This window comes from Rhizobium sp. FY34 (assembly GCF_005222845.1).
Lineage (GTDB): Bacteria > Pseudomonadota > Alphaproteobacteria > Rhizobiales > Rhizobiaceae > Neorhizobium.
The window spans coordinates 482,270-495,106 of sequence record NZ_STFZ01000018.1 but is presented as its reverse complement, the minus strand read 5'-3'; the positions used below and the strand labels follow the sequence as shown (position 1 = coordinate 495,106).

At 60.2% G+C, this 12,837-nt stretch carries 13 protein-coding genes; 1 reads left to right on the top strand and 12 read right to left on the bottom strand.

The annotated features are described in order from the left end of the window. Nucleotides 1-31 precede the first annotated feature (31 nt). The 12 genes from ureC to urtA all read right to left on the bottom strand — a co-directional run bounded on the left by ureC (nucleotide 32) and on the right by urtA (nucleotide 11,336). Nucleotides 32-1,744 (bottom strand): urease subunit alpha, encoded by a 1,713-nt coding sequence (ureC, locus tag E8M77_RS16655; protein WP_137131733.1) that lies wholly within the window; start codon nucleotides 1,742-1,744, stop codon nucleotides 32-34. Between the two features lie 65 nt (nucleotides 1,745-1,809). After that, nucleotides 1,810-2,229 carry a lysozyme inhibitor LprI family protein gene (locus tag E8M77_RS16650; protein ID WP_137131732.1) on the bottom strand — a complete coding sequence of 140 codons (420 nt, stop codon included), beginning with the start codon at nucleotides 2,227-2,229 and terminating at the stop codon, nucleotides 1,810-1,812. Between the two features lie 27 nt (nucleotides 2,230-2,256). Next, the gene (locus tag E8M77_RS16645) at nucleotides 2,257-2,562 is read right to left on the bottom strand and encodes an urease subunit beta (RefSeq protein WP_137131731.1); all 306 of its coding nucleotides are present in this window, start codon (nucleotides 2,560-2,562) and stop codon (nucleotides 2,257-2,259) included. Between the two features lie 20 nt (nucleotides 2,563-2,582). Continuing rightward, complete coding sequence (locus E8M77_RS16640) at nucleotides 2,583-2,837, bottom strand: DUF1272 domain-containing protein (protein WP_137131730.1); 255 nt, start codon at nucleotides 2,835-2,837, stop codon at nucleotides 2,583-2,585. A gap of 4 nt (nucleotides 2,838-2,841) precedes the next feature. Further along, the gene (locus tag E8M77_RS16635) at nucleotides 2,842-3,144 is read right to left on the bottom strand and encodes an urease subunit gamma (protein WP_137131729.1); all 303 of its coding nucleotides are present in this window, start codon (nucleotides 3,142-3,144) and stop codon (nucleotides 2,842-2,844) included. Nucleotides 3,145-3,166: 22 nt separating this feature from the next. Further along, nucleotides 3,167-3,994 (bottom strand): urease accessory protein UreD, encoded by an 828-nt coding sequence (locus E8M77_RS16630; protein WP_137131728.1) that lies wholly within the window; start codon nucleotides 3,992-3,994, stop codon nucleotides 3,167-3,169. Continuing rightward, the gene (locus E8M77_RS16625) at nucleotides 3,928-5,127 is read right to left on the bottom strand and encodes a PHB depolymerase family esterase (protein ID WP_170975903.1); all 1,200 of its coding nucleotides are present in this window, start codon (nucleotides 5,125-5,127) and stop codon (nucleotides 3,928-3,930) included. The genes E8M77_RS16630 and E8M77_RS16625 overlap by 67 nt, the downstream gene beginning before the upstream one ends. 125 nt (nucleotides 5,128-5,252) lie before the next feature. Further along, on the bottom strand, nucleotides 5,253-5,948 hold the full coding sequence (gene urtE, locus E8M77_RS16620) for an urea ABC transporter ATP-binding subunit UrtE (protein WP_137131726.1): 696 nt from the start codon (nucleotides 5,946-5,948) through the stop codon (nucleotides 5,253-5,255). 253 nt (nucleotides 5,949-6,201) lie between these two features. Continuing rightward, complete coding sequence (gene urtD / locus E8M77_RS16610) at nucleotides 6,202-6,957, bottom strand: urea ABC transporter ATP-binding protein UrtD (protein ID WP_137131725.1); 756 nt, start codon at nucleotides 6,955-6,957, stop codon at nucleotides 6,202-6,204. A gap of 4 nt (nucleotides 6,958-6,961) precedes the next feature. Beyond that, nucleotides 6,962-8,131, bottom strand: coding sequence for an urea ABC transporter permease subunit UrtC (urtC, locus tag E8M77_RS16605; protein WP_137131724.1), 1,170 nt, complete (start codon nucleotides 8,129-8,131; stop codon nucleotides 6,962-6,964). Continuing rightward, nucleotides 8,128-9,732 (bottom strand): urea ABC transporter permease subunit UrtB, encoded by a 1,605-nt coding sequence (urtB, locus tag E8M77_RS16600; protein WP_137131723.1) that lies wholly within the window; start codon nucleotides 9,730-9,732, stop codon nucleotides 8,128-8,130. The genes urtC and urtB overlap by 4 nt, the downstream gene beginning before the upstream one ends. A 314-nt stretch (nucleotides 9,733-10,046) precedes the next feature. Continuing rightward, nucleotides 10,047-11,336: an urea ABC transporter substrate-binding protein gene (gene urtA / locus E8M77_RS16590; protein WP_137131722.1), complete on the bottom strand. Its 1,290-nt coding sequence runs from the start codon at nucleotides 11,334-11,336 to the stop codon at nucleotides 10,047-10,049. Nucleotides 11,337-11,520: 184 nt separating this feature from the next. Here urtA and E8M77_RS16585 point away from each other — a divergent pair, with 184 nt between their 5' ends. Continuing rightward, nucleotides 11,521-12,831, top strand: a complete 1,311-nt coding sequence (locus E8M77_RS16585) for an MFS transporter (protein WP_137131721.1) — start codon at nucleotides 11,521-11,523, stop codon at nucleotides 12,829-12,831. Nucleotides 12,832-12,837: the final 6 nt, after the last annotated feature.

The window sequence follows — 12,837 nt, the reverse complement described above, 5'->3', positions numbered from 1 at the left end:
ATCACAGACCACCAGCCTACCAAAGGGGGCCTTAGAACAGGAAATACCGCTGCGCCATCGGCAGAACGGTCGCGGGCTCGCAGGTCAGCAACTCGCCATCGGCGCGCACTTCATAGGTCTCCGGGTCCACTTCGATATGTGGCGTGAGATCATTGTGGATCATCGATTTCTTGGAAATGCCGCCGCGGGTGTTCTTCACCGCCACCAATTGCTTGGCAACGCCGAGACGGTTTGCCAGACCCGCATCGAGCGAGGCCTGGGAAACGAAGGTCACGGAAGAATTGGTGCGGGCCTTGCCATAGGCGCCGAACATCGGGCGGTAATGCACCGGCTGCGGTGTGGGGATGGAGGCATTCGGATCGCCCATCGGGGCGGCTGCAATCACGCCGCCGAGCAGAACCATATCCGGCTTGACGCCGAAGAAGGCCGGGTTCCACATCACGAGGTCAGCGCGCTTGCCCACTTCCACCGAGCCGATCTCATGGGACAGACCATGGGCAATCGCCGGGTTGATCGTATATTTGGCAATGTAGCGCTTGACGCGGAAATTGTCGTTCTCGCCGGTTTCCTGGGCCAGCCGACCGCGCTGGCGCTTCATCTTGTCCGCCGTCTGCCAGGTGCGGATGGCGACTTCTCCGACGCGGCCCATGGCCTGGCTGTCGGACGAGATGATCGAAAACGCGCCGATATCGTGGAGAATATCTTCCGCCGCAATGGTTTCCTTGCGGATACGGCTTTCGGCAAAGGCAATGTCTTCGGGAATCGACGATGACAGGTGATGGCAGACCATCAGCATGTCGAGATGTTCGGCCAGCGTATTGATCGTATAGGGTCGCGTCGGATTGGTCGAAGACGGGATGACATTCATCTGGCCGCAGATCTTGATGATATCCGGCGCATGGCCACCGCCCGCCCCTTCCGTGTGGAAGGCGTGGATGGTGCGGCCCCGAATGGCGCCGATCGTGTCTTCCACAAAGCCGCTCTCATTCAGCGTATCGGTGTGGATCATCACCTGCACGTCATATTCATCGGCAACCGTCAGGCAGCAATCGATGGCGCCGGGGGTCGTGCCCCAGTCCTCGTGCAGTTTCAGCGATGTGGCGCCGCCCAGAACCATTTCTTCCAGCGCGCCGGGCAGCGAGGCATTGCCCTTGCCGGCAAAGGCAAGGTTCATCGGGAAGGCATCGGCGGCCTCGATCATGCGGGCAAGATGCCAGGGGCCGGGCGTGCAGGTGGTGGCAAGCGTGCCATGCGCCGGGCCGGTGCCACCGCCGAGCATGCAGGTAAGGCCCGACATCAGCGCCTCCTCGATCTGCTGCGGGCAGATGAAGTGGATATGCGCATCCATGCCGCCGGCAGTGATGATCTTGCCTTCAGCCGCAATGGCTTCCGTGCCGGGACCGACGATAATGTTGACATCCGGCTGCGTATCGGGATTGCCGGCTTTGCCGATGGCAACGATACGACCGTCCTTCAGGCCGATATCCGCCTTAATGATCCCGGAATGGTCGATGATGACAGCATTGGTGATCACTGTATCGACAGCGCCATCGGCGCGCGTCACCTGGCTCTGCCCCATGCCATCGCGGATCACCTTGCCGCCACCGAATTTCACCTCTTCGCCATAGGTAGTGAAATCCTTCTCCACCTCGATGAACAATTCGGTATCGGCAAGCCGCACCTTGTCGCCAATCGTCGGGCCGAACATGGAGGCATAGGCTGCGCGGGACATCTTGTAAGGCATGGGCTTCTCGCTCCGGACTGCGTGGGCGGGATCGGCGCCCCTCGCGCCGAGCCTGCCCTTGATGATTATTGGCCGATGGTCTCGGCAAGTTGTTTCAGTTCTTCCGTTCGGCTCGTGGTCATTTCTGCCTGGCAGGCATAGATCAGCATGGGCTCCATTGTGCCCCCGCGAGCGGCAAAGCCCGCCGCTTCGCATTGGCCGTCACGATAGGTAATCCAGGCACGCTGTCCCTTCATCAGAGCCTCTTCAGCACCGCGCGCATTGGCTTCCAACTGCTTATCCCAATCCACGACAATCTTTTTCGTCAGTTTCCACTGGGCATTCAAAGCCTTGTCGGCGGCAAGATAATCCTGCTCTGCGCAATAGGTCATCTCGTTTTGCGTTTCCGCCTTGCCGCAATCCACCACCGGCTCCTGCGCGGAGCTTGGGCCATCGATCAGCAGCACGCAGCCGCACAACATCAAACTGCTCAGCACAAATTTCATCGCACGTCCCCCCAACGCAGTTCTATGTTAAAGCGCGCCCATGATCTTCTGGCGAAAACCATAGACCTCGCGCTTGCCCGAAAGCGGGATCAGCGTCACTTCGCGTGTCTGGCCGGGCTCGAAGCGCACGGCAGTGCCCGCCGGAATATCGAGCCGCATGCCGCGCGCCACTTCCCGCTCGAAGGACAGGCCGGCATTCGTCTCGTAGAAATGATAATGGCTGCCCACCTGCACCGGCCGGTCGCCGGTATTGGACACTTTGACGGTCACCGTCGGCAGGCCGGAATTCAATTCGATATCGCCTTCTGCGGCAATGATTTCACCGGGTATCATGATCGTATCCCCTGTTCTTCTCAAGCAGCCTTGACGGGCATGCAGCCTTCGGCTTTCAGCACGCGTTTTGTGGAGGCCGGATTGTTGATGAGCTTGGAGGCCGGCCTCACCGGGCGGCGCACCAGCTCGCCCCCGCAATTGGGGCAAATGCCGCCCAATGTGCCAGTGGCGCAATCCACGCAAAACGTGCATTCAAAGCTGCACATCATGGCGTCCAGACTTTCCGGGGCGAGATCGCGGTCGCAGCATTCGCAATTGGGGCGCAGCTCCAGCATGGATTTACCGTATCGGTTCGTGAACGGTCACCAGCTTGGTGCCATCCGGAAAGGTTGCTTCCACCTGCACGTCGTGGATCATTTCGGCAATGCCCTCCATCACCTGGTCGCGGGTGATGACATGCGCGCCCGCCTCCATCAGATCGGACACGGCGCGGCCATCGCGCGCGCCTTCCACGACGAAATCGCTGATCAGCGCAATGGCTTCCGGATAGTTCAGCTTCACGCCACGTTCCAGCCGCCGTCGGGCGACCATGGCGGCCATGGAGATGAGAAGCTTGTCTTTTTCCCGTGGGCTGAGGTTCATGGTTTCCCCGAATATGCTGTTCTTACGTGTTCCAGACTTTCGGCACTGGAGCGCCATTTCGCAAGAGCGAAATCACCGGCACGAGTATTTTTCTTAGAGCAAAGCCGTCTTCGGCAGCGATACGCACAACAAGCTTGTCCTGCCAATGGCTTGCGCCGGAATATCCGCCCGACAGAATGTTGCGCAGGCGCGGCAAAAACGCCTCCGCCTGGGCGCCGGTGTAAAACACCGTGGCATAGGCCACCTTGCCCGACAGAACGGCAGATCGTTCGCCAAGGCTTGCAATCTCGCCTTCGAAGCGCATCTCTTCGGCATGGATGAGTCGGCCTGCCCGGCGCACGCGCCAGCGATCGCGAAACAGGCCGTTTTCCGCCCGCTCACCCATGGCCGTGCGCCCCATGATGATGGCCTCGACGGCCAGGAACTCGGCATCCTCGGCCAGATCCACGGACAATTCGCGAGTCAGCGAGGCACGATCAAACAGAATGCTTTCCTGCGGCAGCCAGGCAACCCGTGCACCGGCTCCCACCTCGATATGACTCGAGAGCAGCGCGGTATCGGCCGATGCCTTATAGATCTTCTCATTCGCCTGGGTGGTAACGGTGACCTGCGTTCCCGGACCGGCCCGCAAGCCCCATTCCAGGCGGTCACCGCCGGTCAGGCCGCCGGAACTGTTGATGAGGATGGCTTCCAGCGACGAATCAAAGGTTTCCGGCAGGCGGATCTTGCCGCAGCCTTCCTGAAACAGTTCGGCAATCCGTGTCCGGCCTGCCAGATATTTGGTTACAAGGCGCCCTTTGCCCCGAGCCCGCTGCGGCGCTGGTCTATTGGCTGGTGGCTGTTGCTGCACGTCATTCCCTCGGGCGTTTCGGTAACCGATGCCGCATCTGCCCCGCAAGGCAGGTCCGCCCTGACCTTGGTCACGGGCGATGCTGCGGTGGCAATGACATCGGAAGTGTCGGCCTTGCGGAAGAAGTCCCACATCCGCGTCGCCGGATCAATATAGGCATCGAAACCCGGCTTGCGGGTGCCCGATACTTTAACAAGGCCAGCGGCCTGGCTGCCGGACGCCGCTGCCACCACATTGGCCCTGGCGCCGGGGCGCGGCCAGTCGTGATTGCCCTCGGCAAATTCATAGGCTGCGATGCGCACGCCACCCTTGCAGGTGTCATAGAGGTCAAACGTCACGCCATCGGCGCTCTCTGATACGCCCTTGCCCTTGCAGCCATCCAGCTGGCTCCATCGCTGCAATGCCGTCTTGAAACCATATTGCCAATAGGGCTTTCCGCCGCCGGCATAGGGATTTGCCTCGTCCTTTGCGCCATGAAAGGCGATGATCGACACCGGCCTTGCCGGCGTGCAACTGGTCGCATCAGGCACCCAGCGTCCATCGCGGGTCTCGACCGGCAAGCCGGAACGCAGCGAATTGACAAAGCCCGCAGCGGCAAACTCATCGCCGCCAGCACAGAGATAGGCAGACAGCATGCGCCCGCCACCGGAATAACCCGAGGCATAGATGCGGGTGGGATCGAGGCAATATTCTTGCTTGACCCGCTCGATCGCAGCCTTGATGAAAGCCACCTCATCCAGCCCGCCTTCCCGGAAGGTCACGCCGGGAACATTCCAGGCATAGGTTTGCGGCATACTGCCCAGGAGACTGCCCTGCGGCGCAACGACGATGAACCCCTCGCGCTCCGCGACGCTGTCCCAGGAACTTCGGCGCATCTGGCCGCGCGGATGGCTGTTGCTGCCATGAAAATCAAAGACCACCGGCACTTTGTCCGTGCCGCGATAGCTCGTTGGAAGGAAGGACACGGCCTGGCGCAGCGAAGGACCTACCGCGATATTCATCTGATGATAGCCGCTATCAAGGGCTGTGCCGCACCCGGCTTGCGCCATGATGGCACAGCCAAGAAAGAATGCGCAGGTGGTGACGGCACGAAAACACGTACGTGCGCTGGAAACACCAAGGCCAAGCAACATCAATCGCCTTTCGAAGCGGATGAATTCAAATCCATGCGAAGGAGAAAACCGAGCCCTACTTACCCTATTAGAATTCACGATTAAACTGCCCTTCGAAGGAAGAGCAGCCATGCGACAAAACCGCATCAGACAGTCAGGTGGCGCCTTGCCTCCGGCGTATCCAGCGTTTCGGCTGCCCCCTGGTGCACGATCTCGCCACGATCCATGATATAGACATGATCTGCAAGCTCTCGGCAGAAATCCAGATATTGTTCCACAAGCAGGATGGCCATGCCGGTACTGTCGCGCAGGTAACGGATGGCGCGACCGATATCCTTGATGATCGATGGCTGGATGCCTTCGGTCGGCTCGTCCAGCACGAGGATCTTCGGCCGTGTCACCATGGCGCGGCCAATGGCAAGCTGCTGCTGCTGACCACCGGAAAGATCGCCGCCGCGCCGCGACAGCATGGAATTCAGCACCGGAAACAGCGCAAAGATATCGTCGGGAATGAACCGGTCCTTGCGGGCGAGCGGCGCAAAACCGCTTTCCAGGTTTTCCTTCACCGTCAGCAGCGGAAAGATTTCCCGCCCCTGCGGCACATAGCCGATGCCATGCTTGGCGCGCGCATAGGGCGCCAGACCGTTCAGGCTCTCGCCATTGAAGTCGATCGTGCCGGCGCTAACCGTTTGCTGGCCAGTGATGGCGCGCAGAAGCGATGATTTTCCAACGCCGTTACGGCCCAGAACGCAGGTAATCTTGCCCATCGGCGCTTCTATGGAAACGCCGCGCAGCGCCTGCGCTGCGCCGTAATGGAGATTGATATTGTTGACTGTCAGCATTCTTCGCCTCCCTTGATGCTTAAGAAGGAGGCGTTACCCCCCTCTGCCCTGCCGGGCATCTCCCCCTCAAGGGGGGAGATCGATTCGCGGCGCGCAAACTGCCTCACATCCAAAAAGAGACGCTTCGGTCTGAGATATCGGAATCCTACCGACGCAGTTGTGGGCCGAGCGATAAAGGTTCTGCCGATCTCCCCCCTTGAGGGGGAGATGCCCGGCAGGGCAGAGGGGGGTATGTATGGCAATGCGTTCATCCTCACCGCCCCAGATAATTCTCGATCACCTTGGGATCGCTGGAGACGAAATCGATCGAACCCTCCGCCAGAACCGAACCTTCCGCCAGACATGTGACCTTGACGCCCAGATCGCGGATGAAGCCCATGTCGTGCTCCACCACCACGACCGAGCGGGTCTTGGCGATTTCGCGCAAAAGAATGGCGGTTTCGGCGGTTTCCGCATCGGTCATGCCGGCCACCGGCTCATCGACCAGCAGAAGTTTTGGCTCCTGCGCCAGAAGCATGCCGATCTCCAACCACTGTTTCTGGCCGTGGGAAAGGTTGGCGGCCAGTTCGTCGCGGCGATGGGTCAGACGGATCGTCGTCATGATCTCTTCGATGCGCGCCTTGTCGGTCTCCGTCAGCCGGTAGAACAGCGTGGCAAACACGCCGCGCTTGCGGTTGAGCGCCAGTTCCAGATTGTCCCAGACCGTATGGCTTTCAAACACCGTCGGCTTCTGGAATTTGCGGCCGATGCCGAGCTGGGCGATATCGGCCTCGTCCTTCTTTGTAAGGTCAATCTTGCCGCCATCAAAGAACACGTCGCCGCTATCGGGCCGGGTCTTGCCGGTAATGATATCCATCATCGTCGTCTTGCCGGCGCCATTGGGGCCAATGATGGCGCGCAGCTCGCCGGGCTCGACGATGAAGGACAGCGAATTCAGCGCCTTGAACCCATCGAAGGAGACCGAGACACCATCGAGATAGAGCAGGCTGCTGGTGGTTTTCTCTTTCATGACATCACTCCGCAGCCGCCGGGGCCGGTTCGGTTTTCACGTCTGTACGGGCGCCATCACTGTCGGCTGCACGGGCAAAATCCTTGCGGCGCGCCAAGTATTGCTGAACGGTGCCGACAATGCCCTTGGGCAGGAACAGGGTGACGAAGATGAACAACCCGCCAAGCGCAAACAGCCAGAGATCGGGAAAGGCGCCGGTGAAATAGCTCTTGCCGACATTGACGAGAATGGCGCCGATGATCGGGCCAATCAGCGTGCCGCGCCCGCCAACCGCCGTCCACACCACCACTTCGATGGAATTGGCCGGTGCAAATTCACCCGGATTGATGATGCCGACCTGCGGCACATAGAGCGCGCCGGCAATGCCCGCCATCATGGCCGAGACCACGAAGGTGAAGAGCTTGATGTTTTCCACCCGGTAGCCAAGGAAGCGCACGCGGCTTTCCGCATCGCGCACACCGACCAGAACCTTGCCGAATTTCGAGCGCACGATGCCGGACGCAATGATCAGGCAGAGCGCGAGGAAAATCGCCGATAGCGCAAACAGAACGGCGCGCGTGCCATCCGCCTGCACATTGAAGCCGATGATTTCCTTGTAATCCGTCAGGCCGTTATTGCCGCCAAAGCCCATGTCATTGCGGAAGAAGGCGAGAAGCAGCGCATAGGTCATGGCTTGTGTGATGATCGACAGATAGACGCCGTTGACGCGTGAGCGAAAGGCAAACCAGCCGAAGACGAAGGCGAGCAGACCCGGCACGATGAGAACCATGGCCATAGCCAAAGGGAACATGTCCATGCCATGCCAGAACCACGGCAGTTCCTTCCAATTGAGGAAGACCATGAAATCCGGCAGGATCGGATCGCCATAAACGCCGCGCGAGCCGACCTGGCGCATCAGATACATGCCCATGGCATAGCCGCCGAGGGCAAAGAATGCACCGTGGCCGAGCGAGAGAATGCCGCAATAGCCCCAGACGAGATCCAGCGCCAGCGCCAGCAGCGCATAGCAGAGATATTTGCCGAGCAGCGAGACGATATAGGTGGGGATATGCAGCGCGCTTTCAGGCGGCATCAGCAGGTTGAGCGCCGGCACCAGAAGCCCGATGGCAACCAGAATGGCCGCGGCAATGATGATCTTGCCTTCGAGCGCACGAAGAAGAAAGCCGGTAATCATGCTTCGATCGCCCTTCCCTTGAGCGCGAAGAGGCCGCGCGGACGTTTCTGGATGAAGAGGATGATGAGGACAAGGACGAGGATCTTGCCAAGCACGGCGCCGACCGAGGGTTCGAGGAACTTGTTCAGCACACCAAGCGAGAGAGCCCCGACAAACGTGCCCCAGAGATTACCGACGCCGCCGAACACCACGACCATGAAGCTGTCGATGATATAGGCCTGGCCGAGATTGGGAGAGACATTGTCGATCTGCGACAGGGCAACGCCGGCAATGCCGGCAATGCCGGAACCGAGCGCGAAGGTGAACGCATCCACCCAAGGCGTGCGAATGCCCATGGAGGAGGCCATGCGGCGGTTCTGGGTGACAGCACGCATCTGCAACCCAAAGGCGGAGCGCTTCATCAGCGCCAGAAGTGCAAAGAAGATGGTGAGCGAAAACAGCACGATCCACAGCCGGTTCCAGGTAATGGTCAGGCCACCCAGCGCAAACGAGCCGGACATCCAGGACGGATTGCCGACCTCCTGGTTCGTCGGACCGAAAATGGTGCGGATGGTCTGCTGCAGGATCAGCGAAATACCCCAGGTGGCGAGCAGCGTTTCCAGCGGGCGGCCATAGAGGAAGCGGATGACGCCGCGCTCGATGACGAGGCCAACGGCACCGGTCACCAGAAAGGCGACGGGCAGCGCAATGGCAAGCGACCAGTCAAACAGGTCGGGATAGTGGCTACGGATCACCTGCTGCACCATGAAGGTGGAATAGGCGCCGATCATCACCATTTCGCCATGCGCCATGTTGATAATGCCCATCACGCCAAAGGTGATGGCAAGGCCGATCGCAGCAAGCAGCAGAACAGAACCGAGCGACAGGCCGTACCAGATGTTCTGGCCCATATCCCAGAACAGAAGCTTGCTTTCGATACCGGCAATCGCTGCATCGACATCCGGTTTCAATCCGGCATCAAGATTTGCAGAAACCGACATCAGGATGCCGATCGCCTCACGACCGCCAAGTGAGGCAACGGTTGCGATAGAGGCCCGCTTTTCCTCGACGGAACGATCGGATGCCAAAACGGAAACGGCACGCGCCTCTTCCATGCGGGCTTTCACCTGCTTGTCGGTTTCAGCGGCAAGTGCTGCCTCGACAAGTTCGAGATTTTCAGCGCTGGGCGATTGTAGGACAGCCTGAGCCGCAGCCAGCCGCACAGCGCGGTCGGGGCTCAAAAGCGTCAGCCCGCCAAGCGCGGAACGGATCGCACGGCGCAGCGTGTTGTTGACCTTGATCTTGGTGACGGCAGATTTTGGCGCCTCGCCGGCGGATGCCCCGGTCACCGGGTCGATGAGGGCGAGATCGGCGCCGGCGGGCTTGGCGATGAAGACCGCGCCATCGGCCTTGCGCACGTAGAGATCGCCCTCGCCGAAGGCTTGCAGGGCCGGCACGATACGCGGATCGGCAGAGGCGGCCAGCTGGCCGATCACGTCTTCGGCCTGCTTGAAATCGGCCTTGCCCAGCGCGTTGAACAGCGATGTCGGATCGCTCTGCGCCATGGATGGTGCTGCAAGAGACAGCATCAGCAAAAGGGTGGAAAGAAAGAAACGCAGCATGTGATCGCCCCTCGTTGCAGCAGACGCCGTGAGCGTCAACGCGTGGGGCTCACCCCCCTCTGTCCTGCCGGACATCTCCCCCTCAAGGGGGGAGATCCCACATCATGCACGCCTCATAGCAATCACAACGGAAACAGTCTTGAGGCGCAGATCTTGTGCGATGGCTTCGTCTCTTGCCGATCACCCCCCTTGAGGGGGAGATGTCCGGCAGGACAGAGGGGGGTAAGCGTGGTCCAAAACGTGTGATGATCTTGCGACAAGCGCAGACCTAATCCCTCGCCCTTTTGGGGAGGGATTAGGGAAGGGTTTTAAAATCAGCTGCCCTTGCCGCCGCACTTGCCGGTGACAACGTTGAAGTTGCCGCATTCCATCGGCTTGCGCCAATCGGAGATCAGGTCCTTGGAGTCCGGCAGGTAATCCGACCATTCGTCGCCCACGACAGACGGCGTCTGCTGCACGATTTCGAACTGGCCATCGGCCTGGATTTCACCGATCAGCACCGGCTTGGTGATGTGGTGGTTCGGCATGACGGTGGAGGTGCCGCCAGACAGGTTCGGCACGGAAACGCCGATAATGCTGTCGAGAACCTTGTCCGTATCGGTGGTGCCGGCAGCCTCGACGGCCTTAACCCAGGCGTTAAAGCCGATATAGGCGGCTTCCATCGGGTCGTTCGTCACGCGCTTGTCGTTCTTGGTGAAGGCATGCCAGGTCTTGATGAACTCGGCATTGACCGGCGCATCGACGGACTGGAAGTAGTTCCAGGCAGCCAGATGGCCAACCAGCGGCTTGGTATCGATGCCGGCCAGTTCTTCTTCACCGACGGAGAAGGCGACGACCGGAATGTCTTCAGCCTTGATGCCCTGGTTGCCGAGTTCCTTGTAGAAGGGAACATTGGCATCGCCATTGATGGTGGAAACAACGGCGGTCTTCTTGCCGGCCGAGCCGAACTTCTTGATGTCGGAGACGATGGTCTGCCAATCGGAATGGCCGAACGGCGTGTAGTTGACCATGATATCGGCTTCCTTGACGCCCTTCGACATCAGATAGGCCTTCAGGATCTTGTTGGTCGTCTGCGGATAGACATAGTCGGTGCCGGCCAGAACCCAGCGCTGAACGCCTTCCTTCTCGGCCAGGTAATCGACAGCCGGAATGGCCTGCTGGTTGGGAGCGGCACCGGTGTAGAAGATGTTGCGCGAGGATTCTTCACCCTCGTACTGAACCGGGTAGAAGAGGATGGAGTTCAGCTCTTCGAAGACCGGCAGAACGGACTTGCGCGACGAAGACGTCCAGCAACCGAATACGGCGGCAACCTTGTCCTTGGCGATCAACTCGCGGGCCTTTTCGGCAAACAGCGGCCAATCGGAAGCCGGATCGACGACGACGGCTTCGAGCTTTTTGCCCAGAACGCCGCCCTTCTTGTTCTGCTCGTCGATGAGCATCAGCATGGCATCCTTCAGCGTCGTTTCCGAAATCGCCATGGTGCCGGAGAGCGAGTGCAGAACGCCGATCTTGATCGTGTCATCAGCGGCGAATGCACCGTGGAATGCGGTGGTGGAGAGAATGGCAGCGATCATCGCGCCGGAAAGTTTGGCTTTGAAATTCATCAGTCGAACCCCTCTTCTTGTTCGTGTGCAACGCGCCTTTGTGTGGCCGTTAATCGTTGCTTCACGAATAATGGTTCGCTGCACTGCAAAACCACATACGTCGAATGACGTAAGGAAGGGGGCGAAACGGGAAGCATGACGTAGAAGGCGCCGGACGCTTGCCTTGGTAGCGGCTGAATGCTCTATGTTGCGCATGACCGAGCTTCCTGCTGGCTCTTCTCCCAAAGAGCCTCTTGGCCGCAAATATGCGGCGCTGATCACTGCAAGCGGCATATCCAATCTGGGCGACGGCATCGGCACGGTTGCCTGGCCCTGGGTTGCCTCGCTTCTGACGCGTGACCCGATCGCGATTGCGCTGGTGGGTGTTTCGCTGCGCCTGCCCTGGCTCGTCTTTTCGCTGCCCGCCGGCGTCATCATCGACCGGGTCGATCGCCGGCGTCTGGTGCTGGCCATGGATCTTCTGCGCTTCCTGCTGCTGACCGGGCTTGGGCTGGCCGTCTGGGCGTCGCAACCGCTGATCTTGAACGAAGGCAATGGGCTGCCGTCACAACCCATCTACTGGCTGCTGCTCGCAACCGCCCTGGTCTACGGCTGCGCCGAAGTGCTGCGCGACAATTCCGCCCAGACCCTGATGCCGGCCATCGTGCCGGCCTCGCGGCTCGCCGCCGCCAATGGTCGCATGTGGAGCGTCGAGCTTGTCGGCAACTCACTGCTGGGGCCGCCGCTTGCCGGCCTGATCATCGCCGTCGCGCTGCCGCTTGCCTTTGTGGCCAACGGCTTCGGCTTCGTGTTTGCCGCCCTCTGCATCTATTCCATCAAAGGCGTGTTTCGGGCAAAGCCTGCCGCCGAGAAGCGCCATTGGCTGGCCGAAATCCGCGATGGCGCAGCCTTTCTCTGGCGCAACACCCTGCTGCGCGATATGGCGCTCGGTGTTGCGGTCATGAACGGCATGGGCCATCTGATGCTGGTGGCGCTGGTGCTTTACACCCAGGAAGTCCTGCAAATGTCGGCCATGCAATATGGCCTGTTGCTGACGGCAGCCGCCGCCGGAGGCATCATCGGCGGATTTTGCGCCGCTCCGCTCGTCAAATGGCTAGGCCCCGGCAATGCGCTGCGATTGACGTTGATTGCCTCGACGGTTCAGTTCGCCGTCATTGCCCTGTCCACCCATGCCGCACCGGTCTGGTGTGCACTGGTCTTGGCGGAATTCTTCGGCATGGTGTGGAACACCATCACGGTAACCATGCGCCAGAGCCTCGTGCCGCAGCATATTCTCGGCCGCGTCAACAGCGTCAACCGCTTCTTCGGCTGGGGGTCGATCCCGATCGGCCTTTTGCTGTCCGGCATCATCGTGCGGGTGACGGAAAGCGTGACAAGCCGCGAACTGGCGCTTGCCGCACCCTTTGCCTTTGCCGCCCTGGTCATGGCCATCACCTGCATTTGCATGTGGAAACGCTTCGCCAACGCACGCCTCCTCTCCGCCCGCTTCCAATAGCCTGTC